Genomic DNA, 17,516 nt, shown 5'->3' with positions numbered 1-17,516 from the left:
ATGCATCTGCTACGCACGACGCCCGGCGGTTTTGTCGACGACGCAGCCGGCGTCATGCGTATCGACCAGACGCCTGCGCCGATCGTGGTGCTCAGCTCGGCCGATACCACGCTCTCGCTTCTCGCGAGTGTCGTGCCGCATCTGGAGGCGGATTTTCCAGCGCTGCGGCTCGCCAATCAGGCGTTCTTGCGGCAACCGGCATCGGTGGATTTTTACGTCGATGACGTGCTGAAACATGCCCGCGTGATCGTTATCGATCACCTCGGCGGCGAAGCGTACTGGCCTTATGGAATCGAGCGCATCACCGCGCTCGCGCGCCGCAATGGCCAGATGCTCGTGATGTTTTCCGGCGATCTGCAGGAAGATCCGAACCTCGTTGCGAAGAGTACGGCTGAGCCCGCATTGTGCGACCAGCTCTGGCGTTATCTGCGCGAGGGCGGCGCGAAAAATGCCGAAGAGTTTTTACGTTGCATCGCGTTTCAGGCGTTGGGGTATGGACGTGAAGCGCGTGCACCGAGTCCGTTGCCGGCAGTGGCAATCTATCATCCGGCGCGGCAGATCGCGACCGTTGACGACTGGAAAAAACGTTGGACTCACGGTGCGCCCGTCGTTGCCGTGCTGCTCTACCGGGCCCATTTGCAGTCCGGCAATACGGACGTGTTCGACGCATTGATCGAGGCCCTGCAAGCGCAGGGCCTCAACCCGCTGCCGATTGCGATGGCGTCGCTGAAAGACCCTTTGAGTCGCGAAGTCGTGCAGCAGCTTTGCGCGGATCATGGCGTGTCGCTGGTGCTGAACACAACGTCGTTCGCCGCGGGCGTCATAGACGACCCTGTGCCTTTCGAACTCGCGGGCGACGCGCCGGTATTGCAAGTCATCCTCAGCGGGGGAAATCGCGAAGACTGGCTGAAAGACAATCACGGCCTGAATTCGCGCGATGTCGCCATGCATGTCGCTCTGCCGGAAGTGGATGGCCGCATCATCACGCGTGCGATCAGCTTCAAGGGACTTGCGTATCGATGCAAGATCACGCAAGTCGATGTCGTGCGATATCAGCCCGATCTTGAACGGGTGCGTTTCGTGGCCGAGTTGAGCCAACGCTGGTGTCGACTGCGGCAACTCGCTAACGCCGAGAAACGCATCGCGCTCGTGCTCGCGAACTATCCGTTGAGTGAAGGCCGCATAGGCAATGGCGTGGGTCTTGATACACCGGCGTCCGTCGTCAATATTCTTTCGATGCTCGATAAAGAGGGGTATCGAGTAGATGAAATTCCCGCCGATGGTAACGCGCTGATGCACGCGCTGACCTTGGGCGTGACCAATGATCCCGTGGTTCGCGACTTGCGTCCCGCGTTGCAAAGCCTCGCACTTGACGATTATCTCGACGCTTTCGCCAAGCTGCCGGACAACGTCCAGCAGGAGTTGAATACGCGCTGGGGTCCGCCCGAAAGCGATCCAACGATCCGTCGCGGCCGCTTCATGATCGCGGGCTGGCGCTGCGGGCATGTGTTCATCGGCATTCAGCCGGCGCGCTCGCGTGAGCGTGGCGACTACGCGAGTTACCACGACGCGGAGCTTGTACCTCCGCATGCGTATCTCGCGTTCTACTTTTGGCTGCGGCTGCGCTTCAATGTAGATGCGATCGTTCACGTCGGCAAGCATGGCAATCTTGAATGGCTGCCGGGCAAGAGCGTTGCGTTGAGCGCATCGTGCTGGCCTGACCTGACGCTGGGCGCCATGCCGCATCTGTATCCGTTCATTGTCAACGACCCGGGCGAGGGCAGCCAGGCGAAGCGGCGGGCGCAGGCGGTCATCATCGACCACTTGATGCCGCCGCTCACGCGCGCTGAAAACTACGGTCCTCTGCAGGATCTGGAGCGTCAGGTCGACGAATATTATGAAGCGCTGATGGTCGACCCGCGTCGCGCGAAACTCCTGCGCAAGACGATTCTGGCGAGCATTGTCGAACATCGGCTGCATGAGGAACTCGGACTCGATAAACCTCGCGATTCCAATACTGAAGATGCGTTACTGACACGCGCCGACGCGTATTTGTGCGAGCTCAAAGAAGCGCAGATCCGCGATGGCCTGCATGTGTTCGGCGCGTCGCCGCAAGGCGTGCAACGCCGCGATACCCTGCTCGCGCTCGGCCGTTATCCAACCGGCGATGCGCAAGGCGCAAACGCGAGTGTGCTGACCGCGCTGGCTCGCGACTTGAACCTGGGCGACACGTTCGATCCTCTCGATGCCGACTGGAGCGCGCCGTGGACAGGCCCCCGTCCTGCTGAACTCAACACCATGATCGATGCACCGTGGCGTCATCATGGCGACACGCGTGAGCGTCTCGAGTTGCTCGCAACGTCGTTGATCGACCGGCCATTCGACGCGGCGGGGCCGAATACATCGCAGGTACTCGCACGCCTGAACGGCGACTTGCTCGCGCGGCTCGACGCGTGCGGCCCGCAAGAGTTAAAGCAGCTTCAACGTGGTCTCGACGGGCGTTTTGTGCCGCCGGGCCCAAGCGGATCGCCATCGCGTGGAAGGCCGGACGTGTTGCCTACCGGCCGCAATTTCTACTCCGTCGATACCCGCGCCGTGCCAACGCGCGCAGCGTGGACGCTCGGCCTGAAGTCAGCCAATCTACTGATCGAGCGTCACCTCCAGGAGCACGGCGACTATCCGCGCGCGATCGGCTTGTCGGTATGGGGCACGGCCACCATGCGTACCGGCGGCGACGATATCGCCCAAGCCATGGCGCTGATCGGCGTGCGGCCCAAGTGGGCGGCAGGCAGCAATCGCGTGACTGATTTCGAAGTCTTGCCCATCACCATTTTCAATCGACCCCGCATTGACGTAACGCTGCGTGTCTCGGGATTTTTCCGCGACGCGTTCGCCAACCTCATGCATCTCTTCGATGCCGCCGTGCAAGCCGTCGCGGAACTCGACGACGAAGCCGAAGACGTGAACCCGATCCGTGCGCGGATCATGCGTGAACGCGACGAACACATGGCGCGCGGACTTGACGAGAAGGAAGCCCGCTTGCGTGCGGGATGGCGTGTGTTCAGCACGAAGCCGGGCGCATACGGCGCGGGCTTGCAGGAAATGATCGACGCGAAGCAATGGCAAAACGACGCTGATCTCGCGCGCGGTTTCCAAAGCTCGGGCGGCTATGCGTATTCGCAGAAGGGCGATGGCGTGGAGGCTCGCGACACTTTCGGTGCGCGCTTGTCGACCATCGACGTGGTGGTGCAGAACCAGGACAATCGCGAACACGACCTGCTGGATTCGAACGACTATCACCAGTTCCAGGGCGGCATGGTAGCGGCCGTGCGGCATCTTTCCGGCACCCAGCCGCATGCATATAACCCTGATCACAGCAATCCTGCTGCGCCGCGCATCCGAACGTTGCAGGAAGAAATCTCACGCGTGATCCGCTCGCGCGTAGTCAATCCGAAATGGATCGACGGCGTGAAACGGCATGGCTACAAAGGCGCGTCGGAACTCGCAGCAACAGTAGATTATCTGTTCGGTTACGACGCCACCGCGCGGGTCGTATCGGATCATCAGTACGCGCTGGTTGCCGATGCCTACGTCAACGACGCTGACACGCGCGAGTTCATGCAGCAGCATAATCCGCACGCGCTGCACTCGATCTGCGAGCGTTTGACCGAAGCGATGCAGCGCGGCTTATGGCAAAGTCCGGGCGCGTATCAGGACCAGATTGAACGCCATCTGCTGGATGCCGAACAGCAACTCGAAGGGCAACGAACGTGAACGAATTCATCTTCCCATTTGCCGCATTGGTCGCGCAAGTTCCCTTGCAGCAAGCACTTTTACTCGCCGCGATCGATCCGGCGCTGGGTGGCGTGCTGGTCAGCGGTCCGCGTGGCACCGCGAAATCGACGACTGCGCGCGCGCTTGCCGAATTGCTGCCTGAAGGCCAGTTCGTGACCTTGCCGCTGGGGGCGAGCGAAGAACAGTTGATCGGCTCGCTGGACATCGAAGCTGCGTTACGCGATGGCGGCGTGCGTTTTTCCCCGGGTTTGCTCGCGAAGGCGCATCAAGGAGTGTTGTATGTCGATGAAGTCAATCTGCTGCCCAATCAACTCGTGGATCAGTTGCTCGATGTAGCCGCGAGCGGGGTGAACGTGATCGAACGCGACGGCATTTCGCATCGGCATGAAGCGCGGTTTGTGCTGATCGGAACCATGAATCCGGAGGAGGGCGAACTCAGGCCGCAATTGCTGGATCGCTTCGGTCTGGCAGTGGAATTGCAGAACTGTTTCGATGCTGGAATACGTCGCGAGATTGTCAGGGCGCGTCTCGCATTCGATTTGAATCCTGAAGTTTTTCGCTCGCAATTTGCGGGACAACAAGAAGCCTTGTCCCTGAAGCTTCGACATGCCAGAGCGACGCTTCCCAGCCTCGAACTCGAGGACGCGGTTCACGCACGCGTCAGCGAGTTATGTATAGAGGCTCATGTGGACGGCTTGCGTGCCGATCTCGTCATGCTGCGCGCAGCGCGAGCGCTGGCGGCATTGGAAGAAGCGTCAGCGGTGAGCGTGGCGCATGTCGAGCGCGTGGCGGAATCGGTGTTGCTGCATCGGCGCAAGGAAGCCAACGCGCCCAGTGATCAACGCGCTTCTGAGCCCCGCTCGCAGCAACGTCCGAAAGACACTGACGAAGCAAGCTTCGGCTACATGCCGCCCGAGCCTGTCGACATAACAGCAGTCAAGAACGTCAGGCCGCTTGCCGCAAAAAAATCCTGAGCCATCGAAGGTCTGATCCAGGGGCCGAGCCCGGCCGCCTTCGATGGCTACCACCTTCCTCATCGGGTAGAACACGAGCACGTGCGGGCGAAGCTAGCGCGCGCATCGACTGGCTGCAAACGCTGCTGGCGAAACGCAATCAGCCTCTGGATAAGACACACCTGAGATTTCACCGCGAGCAAGGCGACAGCAGCGCGTTGCACTGCTTCGTGCTTGATTGCTCCGGGTCGATGCTAAGCGGCAAGCGGCTTGCGCTGGCGAAAGGACTGGTGGTGGCGTTGTTCGACCGGGCGTACCGCGAGCGTGCAGAGGTTGCACTGGTCTGTTTTGGCGGTGCGACCGCGCAAGTGCGTCGCGAACCCGGTGCGGCGCATTGGTGGAACGATCGCTGGCTTGCGCCCATAGGTGGGGGTGGAGGAACACCGCTCGCGCTGGGCGTGCGCACAGGCGCCAATGTGCTGCTCAGGGCTGCGCGCCACCGTCCTTCGCAGCGGCGCTTGCTGTGGTTGCTGACCGACGGCCGCAGTCCGGAAACGCCGTCGCGTCCCGATGCAGCGGATCAGATTGTCATCGTCGATTTCGAGAATGAGGCGGTGCGTCTAGGGCGTTGCGTGACGCTCGCCGAGTCTTGGCAAGCGGATTATCGTACGGCCGCTTCCATGACTACGGCTTAGTTCATTCGTACCAGCGCGGCGTGTATACCCAGTCGCCATCGCCGTTGGACCGCGGAAAACTACGCGTGGTGGATGAGCCTACGATCACCATCGTGCGCATGTCGACCTGACTCGAATGCAGTTTATCCAGGGTCGTAGTGGTCAATGTTTCGCCCGGCCTGCCGATGTTTCGACCCAGCACGATCAAGGTGCCGCCACTTCGATGCTCACGCACGATATCAAGCGCACGGTCGAGTTGCCATGGCCGCGCGCGGGAGACGGGGTTATAAAACGCCATCACGAGATCGGCTTGAGCCGCGTGGCGCAAGCGTGTTTCTATCACGACCCACGGCTTGAGGTTGTCCGACAGAGACAGCATGCAGAAGTCGTGGCCGAGCGGCGCACCGGCGCGAGCGGCTGTGGCCAGAGCGGCGGATACACCGGGTACAACCTGCAATTGCACAGCGTTCCATAGCGCGTTATCCCGGCCCTCGTCGAGCGCTTCGAGCACGGCGGCGGCCATAGCAAAGACGCCGGGATCTCCCGACGATACGACCACTACGTTATGTCCGGTACTCGCCAGTTCGAACGCATGACGCGCACGCTGCATCTCTTCGCGGTTGTCGGTGCAATGAAGCACCTGATGCGGCGCGAACGGACCGGCCATGCGCACATAGGTCTCGTAGCCGAGGACATCGTCTGCTTGGGTTAAGGCGCGTCTCGCCGCTGGCACCATCAGATCCGCGCTTCCGGGGCCGAGACCAATCACGGTCAGTGTGCCGCGTGCCTGCCCGAGCGTTGTGGGATCGACCGGTTGTGGCGCGAGGGCAATCACGATGCCGTCGTCATGGGACTCAAGCGTTTCGAAGCCCGCAGGAAGTGTTCCAAAGCGCAGCGGCACATCCAGCGCTTGTGCGACATCGGCAAGCGGTGCAGAAGCGATCATGCTTAAAGGCGCTAGCACTGCCGCCAGCGACATGGGTGAAAGGCGATGTTCTCGCCAGGTTTGACTGACACGTTCGAGGATCGAGTCCACCGAAGACAACGCCGTCACACACACGACCACGCAGCGCGGATGAATCATCAACTCGCCCGGAACTTCGCTCGTATGCGGTGTGATGCGGATCGCGAGGCTGGCATCCTTGGCTCGTGGCAGGTCTGCTGCGTTGAGCCAAGGCGCATGACCTTCAACGCGCGTTGTGGCACCCGCGAGCAGGTCCGACACAAAACGTTTCCCGAGCTCGATATCGGCAAGTACATAACCCGCTGGCGGGTTCAACAGGCAGGTGCCGAAGCGTAGTTCTCCGCTCGTCGTTATCGCCGGAGCGACGTCCAGCGCTGCCGCGATTTCACGGGCCATCACGTTCACACCGCCCAGACCGCCAAGCAAAGGCACGACCGCACTGCCGTCCTCGGCGACGGCCAGCACGGGCGCCTCGAAGCTCTTATCCGCAAGTGCAGACGCAAGGCATCGGATCACGATACCCGCGGCGCATAACGCGATGATCGGCGTGTTGTGTGCGTAGAGCTCGCGCAGGTGAGGGCCGAGTTCAGTGAACGCGACATCGGCCGGCACGCGGCTTTCGAGACCATGAACAAGCGATCCTGGATACCGCGCCTGAATGCGGCGCGCGGTGTCGATTGCCCCCGCCCCCAGCACCACGATTGCCACGGGGACCTGATCGTTCAACGCCGTCATGCCTGCCATTTTTCCCCCGGCACGACGAGCAGCGAGAAATAGGGCGATGCCATGGGCTCGACTTCTTCCAGCGGCACGATGCGCTGGTTCGCCATGGTCGCGCGCTCGACGTAAAGGGCACGTTTATCGAGTCCGAGTTCGGTGAGCACGCGCCGCACCTTGTCGAAGTTGCGGCCAAGTTTCATGATCACGGCGGCGTCGGCGGTGGCGAGACGTTGCTTGAGATCTGCTTCCGGCAGCACGCCCGATAACACCGACAAACTCTGGTTCCGGTACACGAGCGGCACCCCAAGCACGGCCACGCCGCCCAGCATGGAGCACACGCCCGGGACCACGTGCGCTTCGAAGCGTTCGGCCAGCCGGTCGTGCAGGTACATGTAGGAACCGTAGAAGAACGGATCGCCTTCGCAGATCACGGCCACATCGCGTCCCGCTTCCAGATGATCTGCGATACGGATGGCGGATTCATCGTAGAAGTCGCCGATGATCGTTTCATAGCAGAGCGGTGGCTCGAGCGCTTCGGTCGTCACCGGATAAACCAGCGGCATGCGCGTCTGGGTCTCCTTGAGATGCCCTTCAATGATCCCGAACGCATTGCCTTTCTTGCCCTTCGCCACGAAGTAAGCGACTACCGGCGCGCAGGTCAGCAAACGCAGTGCTTTTACTGTTATCAGCTCGGGGTCGCCAGGACCGACGCCGAGGCCATAGAGGCGTCCGCTCATCTATTCGGTCTCCGTTGCCAGCGCGTTCACGGCGGCGGCCGCCATTGCGCTGCCGCCACGCCGGCCGCGCAACGCGACGAACGGCACGCCGCGGCTGTTAGCGGCAAGCAGCGCCTTCGATTCCGCCGCGCCGATAAAACCCACCGGAAAGCCCAGGATCAGCGCGGGTCTGGGCGCGCCCGCGTCGAGCATGTCGAGCAGGTGGAACAGTGCGGTGGGCGCATTGCCGATCACCACTACGCTGCCTTCAAGGTCCGGTTGCCACAACTCGAGCGCAGCCGCGGAGCGCGTGTTGCCGAGCGCGCGAGCGCGTTCAGGCACGGACGGATCGTTGAGCGTGCAGATCACGCGGTTGTCCGCCGGCAGCCTTGCACGTGTGATGCCTTCGGCGACCATGCGTGCATCGCAGAGAATGGGGGCGCCTCGGCTAAGCGCCAAGCGGCCTGCCGTGCCCGCGCCGGGTGAGAACACGAGGTCATCGGTTACGTCGGTCATGCCGCATGCATGGATCACGCGCACGGCCAGTTTCTCGAGATCGGCGGGAATGGCCGAGAGGTTGGCCTCGGCGCGAATGGTCGCAAACGACGCGCGATAAATCGCCTGGCCGTCGCGAATGTAGTCAAGCATCAAGGTGGCTCCGGGCTAGCCAGCGGGCTGCCTGTTCTATGGTGAGATGGCGGGCGAGGGGTTCAGGCGCAGCGCCGTAAAGATCGTAGCGGCCGGGAGCGAGCGCAATCAAGGTGGTTTCGACCGCGTGCGCCGCCGCGCATGAACGCGCGCAGCCGCTCAGGTGGACGTCGCCGCTCGGCGGCATGGACCGGGCGAGAAGTTGCGCGTCGGCTTTGGTATCGGCGAAACTTTTCGCGCAGCCTTGCGAACCCGTGCATGCAATCAGGCGCGCGAACGGTTCGTCGGGATTAGCTGCGAGGCCGAGTGCTGCGAGTTGTTCAACTGTAGGTTGCGCATCGGCAGAGGGCACGTCGAGCAGCGTGACGCTTTGCCACGGCGTCATGCGTAACCGTGGCGCAAGGTCGGCGAGCGCGGACAGTGTCGCGGCCTCCAGGCGTCCAAGCGGGACTTGCGCACCGACGCACACCCTGTCGCCCATCCCCTGACGATGCACGCCGAAACGCAGCCTTGCATCGGATACGGGACGACGCCAGTCTTCAACATCTCGATCCAAAGCGAAGCCGAGCTTGGCCTGAACACGGCCAAGAATTTCTTCGATGGAACACGTCGTCAGCAGATCGCGCATCCTGGTCTGCCAGGGCTGCGCGAGATCGAGGAAGGTGTGCATCAGCGCATCCACGAGCGCGGGGACGTGCCCCGTTCTCACCGCAGCCAACGCAGGCATATGGTCTGCAAAACGCGGCGGACAGCCCGCGAGCCCGAATACAAACCGTTGCGCCGATACCGCTGAAAGCCACACATCGTGAGGATGATCGAGCATGGCAAGGCGCTCGCCACCATCCACCATCAACGCAAATTTCGGCGAGAGTTGGTGCAAACGGGCGTCGCGCTGCATCTGCCCGATTAACGTGAAAACGAGCGGTGCGACGTCGAGCAAGGCATGCGGATCGAGGCCCGCCAGTGGACTGGACATGACGTTACGCAAGTCGTCGGAACCCGGTGTGACAGGGCCAAGTCCCGCGCCGACGAGCAGCGAGACGAGCGCTTCCTGGGAGTCCTCCGTTACGCCGCGGATTTGTAGATTCGCGCGATTGGTCACGTCGATCAAACCCGAGCCGAACGACCGCGACGCGTGCGCCACCGCACGCGCCTGCGCGGCACTCAGTTCGCCCCATGCGAGGCGAATGCGGCACAGGCCGCCGTCCCGTGCAGGCACAATTCGCATCAGGCCCGGACAAGCCGACGGCCGCGATGCGTGCGTTGATGCCTGCGGTGATGCTTGCGCTAACCCGCGTACAGTAGTGAGTGATTCGTTCAAAGCGTGACCCGTTCGGTCTCGCGCGGCGCCTCGAGCATGCCGCCCCCTGAAGGGCATGGCACGTTCGCGGCATCGGTACACCCCGCCCGATGTTGGCTTGCACGAAGAATTCCGGTCGGCAGGTCTCTTGGCTGGCAGGTCGCCGTCCGCACCGGCCTTCCCAGTCGAAACCAGTGGCAGTGGAGCGCGGACTCGCTGCGTACAATTGCGGGGGCAGCCACAGTTCTGCTGTGTTCCCTGTTAGGCCCGTAAGGGCACCGACTAACACGGTATTATGCCCGTTTTTGCAGCGGATAAAGCGCATCGGCGTCAGGCCGGGCGTGCTTTATCCGCATTGTCTTGGCCACGTAGTAGACGCGGCGCAATCAATGAATGAGCCTGCGAATGAATCAAGCGAGGATCGGCGGATGTCACCGTGGTTGACCGTGGTAGGGATCGGAGAGGATGGCTGGCGCGGCCTGAGCCGGCACGCGCGTCAGGCGCTGCTTGCTGCCGATACGATTTTCGGCGGCGCGCGTCATCTGGCGTTCTTGCCGCCCCGGATTGGCGGCGAACGTCGGGCATGGCCTACGCCGTTCACGATTGCGCCGGTACTCGACCATCGTCACGAAGGTGGACGGGTGTGTGTGCTTGCGAGCGGCGATCCGATGATGTTCGGCGTCGGCACGACGTTCGCCCGCGAACTGGCTCCGGAAGAATTCTGCGTGGTGCCCGCGCCGTCGTCGTTGTCGCTGGCCGCGGCGCGTTTGCACTGGTCGCTCCAGGACGTCGCGGTGGCGTCACTGGTCGGGCGGCCGGTCGCGGCGCTCGAAACGCAGCTTCATCCCGGCGCGCGCCTGCTCGTTCTAAGCAGCGACGCAGCGAGTCCAGGCATGGTCGCCGCATTGCTGACGAAACGTGGTTTTGGGGCGAGCCGACTGAGCGTGTTCGAGCATCTTGGCGGGGAGCTGGAGCAGCGTATCGATAGCGTGGCCAGCGCGTGGACGGCAAGCGAAGTGGCCGCGCTGAATCTGGTGGCGATCGAGTGCATCGCGGAAAACCATGCGCGGCGATTGCCGTTGACGCCCGGTCTTCCCGACGACGCGTACCAGCACGACGGGCAACTCACCAAACGCGATGTCCGCGCGATCACGCTGTCGCGGCTTGCGCCCGAGCCGGGAGAATTACTGTGGGACGTGGGCGCGGGATGCGGCTCGATTGGTATCGAGTGGATGCGCACGCATCCGAGTTGCCGTGCCATCGCGATCGAAGCGAATGGCCAGCGTCAGCGCCTGATCGAGCACAATCGCGACGCGCTCGGCGTGCCCGCGCTACAACTGGTCGAGGGCGACGCGCCGGGCGCATTGGCCGGGCTTCCCGCGCCCGATGCGATTTTTATCGGCGGTGGCGTGAGCACGCCGGACATGCTTGAGACGTGCTGGACTCATCTGAAGAAAGGCGGGCGGATGATCGTCAACGCAGTCACGATCCAGAGCGAGGCAACGCTGGTCGCGTGGCGCGCGCTTCATGGCGGCGAGATGACGCGCATTGGTGTCGCACACGCACAGCCTCTAGGCGCCTTCGATACCTGGCGACAGGCATTGCCCGTTACGCTGCTGCATGCTGTCAAACCATGATGCTTATCGGTTATCGCCATGCGTGACGAAACGCCCGAACAGCCCGCGCCGCTGCGCACCGGACTGACCACGGGCAGTTGCGCGACCGCGACCTCGCTTGCAGCGGCGCGTTTGCTGCTCGCGGATCAGGTCAGTGAGCACGCGGACATTACGTTGCCGAAGGGGCAACAGGTCGCGATGCCGCTCGTATTCTGCCGTCTCGCCGGAGACAATTGCGCGGAAGCGGGTACCGTGAAAGATGCCGGCGATGACCCTGACGTCACGCACGGCGCCATCATTTTTGCACGAGTACGTTTGCTGGGTGAACCGGGCGTGCGTTTTCTCGCGGGACCGGGCGTGGGCACCATCACGCGAGCCGGACTGGCGCTTCCCATAGGCGAGCCCGCCATCAATCCCGTGCCGCGCAAGATGATGACTGATCACCTTTGGGCACTCGCAAAAGAACACGATTACGGCGGAGGATTCGAAGTCAGCATCGGCGTTGAAAATGGCGCTGAACTCGCACTCAAGACGATGAATCCGCGCCTGGGGATTGTCGGTGGGTTATCGATTCTCGGTACGACCGGCGTTGTCCGGCCGTTTTCCTGCTCGGCTTATATTGCTTCGATTCATCAAGGTATCGATGTTGCCCGCGCGAATGGGTATGTTCATATTGCGGCATGCACGGGCAATCAGAGCGAGGACGCCATGCGTCTTCGATACAGCTTGCCTGACATCGCGCTGATTGAAATGGGCGATTTCGCCGGTGCTGTGCTCAAGCATTTGCGACGCGCGCCGGTCGACAAGCTGAGCCTGTGCGGCGGCTTCGGCAAGATCAGCAAGCTGGCTTCGGGACATATGGATCTGCATAGCCGTCACTCGAGCATCGACCTGCCGCAGCTTGCCGGCTGGGGGGCGAGTGCGGGCGCAAGCGCCAGTTTGCAACAGGCCATGTGCGCGGCCAACACGAGCCAGGAAGCGTTGCTGCTGGCTCACGAGCAGGGCGTGCCGCTCGGCAACATTGTCTGCGAACACGCGCGGCAATTTGCGTTGGGCGTGGTGCCTGAAGGGATCGCCGTGGAATGCTTTGCGATCGACCGGCAGGGGCGCATCGTGGGGGCGGCGCAATGAAACGGATCTTGCTGTTGGGCGGCACCGGCGATGCTTTGACTATTGCGCGACGTCTCGGCCCAGCTCATGTCTATAGCCTCGCCGGCTTGGGCCGCACGCCGGGCGATCTGGTCTGCAGTGTGCGCGTGGGCGGTTTTGGAGGCATAGAAGGGTTGAAGTCCTTCATTGAAGCAGAATCCATCGGCTTGATCGTCGATGCCACGCACCCTTACGCCGCGCAAATGAGCCGTCACGCGAGCGCGGCCAGTGCGAAGAAGTCCGTTGGATGCTGGGCGCTTCGCCGCGCACCGTGGCAACCGCAAACCGGAGACAATTGGCGGGAGGCAGCAGACTTTTCGGACATAGTCCACGCCCTCATGCCTTTTAGATATCCGCTCTGGACGCTGGGCCGCGAGCCGCTTGCGCATCTTGATGAGATTCCCCCTTCACAACACTGGACCATTCGCTGTCTCGACCCCCACCCCGGCAATACACGCGCGACAATCATCGGTGCGCGTGGACCGTTCTCGCTCGATGGCGAACGTGCACTCTTCGACGCGCAGCAAACCGATGTGCTCATCAGCAAGAATAGCGGGGGTGCGGCCACCGAGGCGAAACTGGCCGTAGCGCGGGAACGCGGCTTGCCCGTGATCATGCTGCAGCGGCCGAGCCTGCCGCCGGTCGAGCGCGAATTTTCCGATACAAGCTCGCTTCTGGACGCACTCGAAGCATGGCTCCATCCGCATCCACTTTTCGATAAAACCCCTTAAATGACGGTCTATTTCATTGGCGCCGGACCCGGAGATCCCGAACTCATCACGGTGAAGGGGCAACGCCTCATTCGCACGTGCCCGGTCATCTTGTATGCCGGATCGCTCGTGCCGCAAGCCGTGTTGAGCGGGCATAGCGCGCAAAGCGTGGTGAATACGGCGGATCTTCACCTCGATGAAATTGTCACGCTGCTCGAAGCCGCGCACGCTAAAGGGCAAGACGTCGCGCGAGTGCATTCCGGCGATCCATCCTTGTATGGCGCAATCGGCGAACAAATCAGGCGTTTGAATACGCTTGCGATACCGTATGAAATCGTGCCCGGTGTCACGGCAGCGGCGGCATGCGCTGCGTCGCTTGGTTGCGAATTCACGTTGCCCGGCATCTCGCAGACGGTGATCCTCACGCGCTTCGCCACGAAGACATCGATGCCCGAAGGCGAGCAACTCGCCGATCTCGCGCGCCATCGCGCGACCATGGCTATTCACCTTGGCGTGCGTCATATTGAACGGATCGTCGCCGACCTGATTCCGCATTACGGCGCGCAGTGTCCTGTGGCTGTGATCTTCCGTGCAAGCTGGCCTGATGAAGAGAAGGTGCTCGGTACGCTCGCCGATATCGCGGGGAAAGTGCTGGAAAAAGGCATCGAAAGGACGGCGCTGATTGTGGTTGGATATGTACTGAATGCGGAGGGTTTTACGGATTCGTCGCTATATCGCAAGCCGGTCTGACTTGCCTTATGCGCGATCTCGACACCGTTTTCCACGCCTTGCAGCATTCGAATTTTCGAATGCGTTTCCGGCTTGGCGTACGCGAGGAAGCGTATCTGCGCGAGCACGGCATGACGGAAGTGATCGGCCACGCGCGTGAGCTGATCACGCGCCGGCTTGCACCCGGGCAACCGCCGAACGACGGCAAGCAGACGCCGTTTCGAGGCCACCCGGTATTTATCGCGCAGCACGCCACGGCGACGTGCTGCCGGAGTTGCCTCGCCAAGTGGCATGGCATAGAAGCGGGGAAGCGACTGGACGATGGCGAACGGGATCATGTCGTACAGGCGATCGAACGCTGGCTGAAGTCGCAGAAAGTGAGGGGCGCCGACAAACCGCCGCGTCAGCCCGACTTACCGTTCTGATAAAAAAACGCCGCAGTTCACACCGGCTCAGCACCGCGCGGCGTTTTCGTTTTATCGCGCCATCATTCTCAAGCGCGCTTCTTTTTCGCCCGTCGCGACAACATATTCAGCCCCTCGACCAGCGCCGAGAACGCCATCGCCGCGTAAATGTAGCCCTTGGGCACGTGAGAGCCGAACCCTTCGGCGACAAGCGTCATCCCGATCACGAGCAGGAAGCCGAGCGCGAGCATCACGACCGTCGGGTTCCTTTCGATGAAACGCGATAGCGGCCCGGCCGCGAACAACATCACCGAAACGGCCCCCACCACCGCCACGAACATGATGGGAATGTGCTCCGTCATGCCGACAGCGGTCACGATGCTGTCGATGGAAAACACGAGATCCAGCACCAGGATCTGGCCGATCGCCGACCACGGCGTGAGCGTGGGGGTTTTCACGGCGCCGCCGTCATTGCCACCTTGGCCTGAGACGTGATGATGGATCTCGGTGGTCGCCTTCCACACGAGGAACGCACCGCCGGCAATGAGGATCAGGTCGCGCCACGAGAAGTCATGTCCGAACGCTGTGAAGATCGGGGCCGTCAGGCGCACGATCAGCGCGACCGTGCCGAGCAGGCCAAGCCGCATTACCAGCGCCAGGCCAATGCCGAGCCGCTGGGTGCGCGCGCGATGCGCCTCGGGCAGTTTGTTCGTCAGAATGGAGATGAAGATCAGGTTGTCGATGCCGAGCACGACTTCCATGACAAGCAGCGTCGCCAGTGCGGCCCACGCGCCGGGGTCGCTTGCCAATGCAACTAAATAGTCCATGAGATCCGAGGGTCTTGGAGAAGTAGGAAGAAACGGTTAAGGCGCCTACGCGGCGGCCGATCGCGATGATACGTGACGCGTCATGCGAAAATGTAAGCTTAATGAAATAATTGAGAGCGCTGCAGAGCCAAAAAGTTCACGGACGGGGTGGTTGGCGTCGACATGTCCCGAAAAATGGTGCAGCGCGCAAATACGGGTAAACTCTAGCGCTGGTTTCCACATCGTTCTGTGCGCTTACTTTAGCCGGAACCGAACCGGAACCCGCGCCCTCAATCTTCGCTGCCCGTGTTCAGCAGTATTTTTCAGGTTCCACATGCAGGGAAAATCGCAACGCCTGGTCGAATTGGATTTTTTTCGCGGTCTCGTGCTGCTGGTGATCGTGGTCGATCACATTGGCGGCAGCATGTTGTCCCGCGTGACGCTTCACGCGTTCGCGCTCAACGACGCCGCAGAAGTGTTTGTCTTTCTCGGCGGCTTCGCCACTGCCACCGCCTATGTGTCGATGGCCGCCCGGCGTTCCGAATCCGCCGCCCGGGCACGGTTTTTCCGCCGTGCGTTTGAAATCTACCGCGCGTTCGTGGTGACCGCAGTCCTGATGCTGTTGACGAGTTTCGTGCTGCGGCCATTTTTCGGCAGTGCGCCGAATCTGGCTACCGCCGACCTGGACAGTTTCCTCGCCGCTCCTTTTACCGCGCTCGCCGACGTGCTGCTCCTGCGCCGTCAGCCGTATTTATCGTCCGTGCTGCCCATGTATGCGTTCTTCGCGCTGGCCGTGCCGTTTGTGTTGCCGCTCGCTCGTAGCAAGCCGTGGCTTCTGCTTGGCGCAAGTCTCGCGCTGTGGGCCGTGGCGGCGCCCGTTGCCGAGTATCTGCCGTCGGCGGAAGACTTGCTGTGGGATTTCAATCCCGCCGCGTGGCAGTTGATGTTTGTTCTCGGCGTACTCGCGTGCTGCCAGCCTCTGTATCAGCGCGTGAGTTCGCACCGGCTCGGCTGGGTAGTCAGCATCATGGCGCTCGCGGTTGTCGCGGGCATGGCGTATTACAAGTTGCTCGTGCTCCCCGATTCCTTCGATGGCGATTTAAAGCGCAACCTGGCTGGCGTGCGTATCGTCAACTTTTTGGGCATCGCCTGGCTTGCAAGCGACCTGGCACGGCGTGGCGCGGTGAAGCAGATTGCCCGCCGCTTGCCGTGGGTCGGCGCGGTCGGCCGCGATGGCCTCGTGTGTTTCGTGGCAGGTGCGGTGATTTCTCTGACGGTCGATTCAGTGTTGTTCACGGCCACCAATGGGCTGATCGACGTGCCGCTGGGTCTCGCTGCCGATGCGCTCGCACTGGGCCTGTTGCTCGCGATTCCGCATCGCCAGCGTGTCTTCGATGCAATGCGTTCAAGGTCAGCAGCGGCTGTGGCGAAGAGAGAAGGGTAGCGCCGCATGCGGCAGGCATCCGGCTCATATGGCGGATTGACACTTGCACGGCTTTGGTGATTGCATCGGGTGTGAGTTTGGTGTTGCCTGGATGGTCGCCAAGTACGACATCGACGACACAGAATTCGACGCGCCATGAAGACGGCAACGCAGCATGGCGCCAAGCAGTGTCTGGACTCGCTCTTCGAATGCCGCCGCAGCACATTCGATGGCTCTGGCAGGAACTGCAGGATAGTCGCGCGCAGCGTCGTACCGAGCATCGACTCAACGCCTGTGCGGCGGCAACAAAGAGCATGCCGCCTCCCCACGACGCGAACCTGCCTCCCGGCAGGTAGATCAGCAACTGCCGCGTGGTGGACACGAATCGGAATACATGAGGCTTGCGCGTCTCGTAGACGATGGTCTCGCCCGCACTGAGCGTGATGCATTGTGCGCTCTTCACAAGATAGCCTTGTCCTTTACAAGACGAAAGCCCAAAGGCGTCCGCATCGCGGACGCCTTTGGGCTTTTAGGCGTCCATGACCGTGCCCATCCCACTCACACGCACCATTTCGCTCTTAGGAACTCTCAATTTTGTCCTAATTCTTTAAGAGAGTTCCGAGGGTCATCCGAGGTACCCGGTCTTAATATTCATTCACTCGCAGACGAACCGGTTCATCGCCTCCCACACGAATCCAGACGATGAAAAAAACAGGTGGCTCGCACTGCGCGCTCAGCATGACAGGACGAAGTAGTCCTAAGCGCTGTAAGTGTCTACAAACCCGCATTCATTTCTCTACTGGAAACGTTCATGAAATCATTTCTCTCCACCCTCGCTGCTGCTGCAACCCTGGCCACGATGGCACTCGCTTCGAGCGGCGCAAGCGCTGCTGACGGCACGATCACCTT

The 17,516-nt window shown here is 61.8% G+C and carries 14 protein-coding genes and 1 riboswitch; of the genes, 9 read left to right on the top strand and 5 right to left on the bottom strand.

The window, feature by feature from the left end:
• The 3 genes from cobN (at position 1) to BSU04_RS32420 (ending at position 5,443) form a co-directional block, all read left to right on the top strand.
• The gene (cobN, locus tag BSU04_RS32430) at positions 1-3,774 is read left to right on the top strand and encodes a cobaltochelatase subunit CobN (protein ID WP_089164376.1); all 3,774 of its coding nucleotides are present in this window, start codon (positions 1-3) and stop codon (positions 3,772-3,774) included.
• Complete coding sequence (locus BSU04_RS32425; RefSeq protein WP_089164375.1) at positions 3,771-4,769, top strand: ATP-binding protein; 999 nt, start codon at positions 3,771-3,773, stop codon at positions 4,767-4,769. Before cobN ends, BSU04_RS32425 begins: the two co-directional genes overlap by 4 nt.
• Before the next feature lie 209 nt (positions 4,770-4,978).
• A complete protein-coding gene (locus BSU04_RS32420) occupies positions 4,979-5,443 on the top strand; it encodes a vWA domain-containing protein (RefSeq protein WP_306427244.1) in 465 nt (154 codons plus the stop codon).
• Position 5,444: 1 nt separating this feature from the next.
• On the opposite strand, the gene cobJ is transcribed toward BSU04_RS32420, so the two are convergent.
• Genes cobJ through cobG form a run of 4 tightly spaced genes read right to left on the bottom strand, consistent with a single transcriptional unit; the run spans position 5,445 to position 9,698 of the window.
• Positions 5,445-7,130 (bottom strand): precorrin-3B C(17)-methyltransferase, encoded by a 1,686-nt coding sequence (gene cobJ / locus BSU04_RS32415; RefSeq protein ID WP_256983565.1) that lies wholly within the window; start codon positions 7,128-7,130, stop codon positions 5,445-5,447.
• Complete coding sequence (locus BSU04_RS32410; protein ID WP_089164372.1) at positions 7,118-7,843, bottom strand: precorrin-2 C(20)-methyltransferase; 726 nt, start codon at positions 7,841-7,843, stop codon at positions 7,118-7,120. Before BSU04_RS32410 ends, cobJ begins: the two co-directional genes overlap by 13 nt.
• Positions 7,844-8,470, bottom strand: a complete 627-nt coding sequence (locus tag BSU04_RS32405; protein WP_089164371.1) for a precorrin-8X methylmutase — start codon at positions 8,468-8,470, stop codon at positions 7,844-7,846. It abuts the gene before it with no gap.
• A complete protein-coding gene (cobG, locus tag BSU04_RS32400) occupies positions 8,463-9,698 on the bottom strand; it encodes a precorrin-3B synthase (RefSeq protein WP_256983561.1) in 1,236 nt (411 codons plus the stop codon). Before cobG ends, BSU04_RS32405 begins: the two co-directional genes overlap by 8 nt.
• A 193-nt stretch (positions 9,699-9,891) precedes the next feature.
• A riboswitch (cobalamin riboswitch) is annotated at positions 9,892-10,068 on the bottom strand.
• A gap of 130 nt (positions 10,069-10,198) precedes the next feature.
• Here cobG and cbiE point away from each other — a divergent pair.
• From cbiE to BSU04_RS32375, 5 genes are read left to right on the top strand one after another with little or no spacing between them, the layout of a single operon-like run.
• Complete coding sequence (cbiE, locus tag BSU04_RS32395; RefSeq protein WP_089164369.1) at positions 10,199-11,407, top strand: precorrin-6y C5,15-methyltransferase (decarboxylating) subunit CbiE; 1,209 nt, start codon at positions 10,199-10,201, stop codon at positions 11,405-11,407.
• Positions 11,408-11,425: 18 nt separating this feature from the next.
• Complete coding sequence (locus tag BSU04_RS32390; protein WP_089164368.1) at positions 11,426-12,517, top strand: cobalt-precorrin-5B (C(1))-methyltransferase; 1,092 nt, start codon at positions 11,426-11,428, stop codon at positions 12,515-12,517.
• Complete coding sequence (locus tag BSU04_RS32385) at positions 12,514-13,266, top strand: cobalt-precorrin-6A reductase (RefSeq protein WP_089164367.1); 753 nt, start codon at positions 12,514-12,516, stop codon at positions 13,264-13,266. The genes BSU04_RS32390 and BSU04_RS32385 overlap by 4 nt, the downstream gene beginning before the upstream one ends.
• Positions 13,267-13,995, top strand: a complete 729-nt coding sequence (gene cobM, locus BSU04_RS32380; protein WP_089164366.1) for a precorrin-4 C(11)-methyltransferase — start codon at positions 13,267-13,269, stop codon at positions 13,993-13,995.
• A gap of 8 nt (positions 13,996-14,003) precedes the next feature.
• On the top strand, positions 14,004-14,399 hold the full coding sequence (locus BSU04_RS32375; protein ID WP_089164365.1) for a DUF4186 domain-containing protein: 396 nt from the start codon (positions 14,004-14,006) through the stop codon (positions 14,397-14,399).
• Positions 14,400-14,467: 68 nt separating this feature from the next.
• On the opposite strand, the gene BSU04_RS32370 is transcribed toward BSU04_RS32375, so the two are convergent.
• Positions 14,468-15,205, bottom strand: a complete 738-nt coding sequence (locus BSU04_RS32370) for a TerC family protein (RefSeq protein ID WP_089164364.1) — start codon at positions 15,203-15,205, stop codon at positions 14,468-14,470.
• 313 nt (positions 15,206-15,518) lie between these two features.
• On the opposite strand from BSU04_RS32370, the gene BSU04_RS32365 reads away from it, so the two are divergent.
• A complete protein-coding gene (locus BSU04_RS32365) occupies positions 15,519-16,628 on the top strand; it encodes an OpgC domain-containing protein (RefSeq protein ID WP_089164363.1) in 1,110 nt (369 codons plus the stop codon).
• Positions 16,629-17,516 lie beyond the last annotated feature (888 nt).

It is taken from the genome of Caballeronia sordidicola (genome assembly GCF_002220365.1).
Lineage (GTDB): Bacteria > Pseudomonadota > Gammaproteobacteria > Burkholderiales > Burkholderiaceae > Caballeronia > Caballeronia sordidicola_C.
Note: the sequence above shows the minus strand (reverse complement) of the source record. Positions and strands in the feature narration are given on the sequence as shown.

Excerpts from the sequence above, each read along its gene's own strand:
- cobN (WP_089164376.1), top strand. The coding sequence starts at position 1 with ATGCATCTGCTACGCACGACGCCCGGCGGTTTTGTCGACGACGCAGCC.
- cobJ (WP_256983565.1), bottom strand. The coding sequence starts at position 7,130 with ATGGCAGGCATGACGGCGTTGAACGATCAGGTCCCCGTGGCAATCGTG.
- BSU04_RS32410 (WP_089164372.1), bottom strand. The coding sequence starts at position 7,843 with ATGAGCGGACGCCTCTATGGCCTCGGCGTCGGTCCTGGCGACCCCGAG.
- BSU04_RS32405 (WP_089164371.1), bottom strand. The coding sequence starts at position 8,470 with ATGCTTGACTACATTCGCGACGGCCAGGCGATTTATCGCGCGTCGTTT.
- cobG (WP_256983561.1), bottom strand. The coding sequence starts at position 9,698 with ATGCGAATTGTGCCTGCACGGGACGGCGGCCTGTGCCGCATTCGCCTC.
- cbiE (WP_089164369.1), top strand. The coding sequence starts at position 10,199 with ATGTCACCGTGGTTGACCGTGGTAGGGATCGGAGAGGATGGCTGGCGC.
- BSU04_RS32390 (WP_089164368.1), top strand. The coding sequence starts at position 11,426 with ATGCGTGACGAAACGCCCGAACAGCCCGCGCCGCTGCGCACCGGACTG.
- BSU04_RS32385 (WP_089164367.1), top strand. The coding sequence starts at position 12,514 with ATGAAACGGATCTTGCTGTTGGGCGGCACCGGCGATGCTTTGACTATT.
- cobM (WP_089164366.1), top strand. The coding sequence starts at position 13,267 with ATGACGGTCTATTTCATTGGCGCCGGACCCGGAGATCCCGAACTCATC.
- BSU04_RS32375 (WP_089164365.1), top strand. The coding sequence starts at position 14,004 with ATGCGCGATCTCGACACCGTTTTCCACGCCTTGCAGCATTCGAATTTT.
- BSU04_RS32370 (WP_089164364.1), bottom strand. The coding sequence starts at position 15,205 with ATGGACTATTTAGTTGCATTGGCAAGCGACCCCGGCGCGTGGGCCGCA.
- BSU04_RS32365 (WP_089164363.1), top strand. The coding sequence starts at position 15,519 with ATGCAGGGAAAATCGCAACGCCTGGTCGAATTGGATTTTTTTCGCGGT.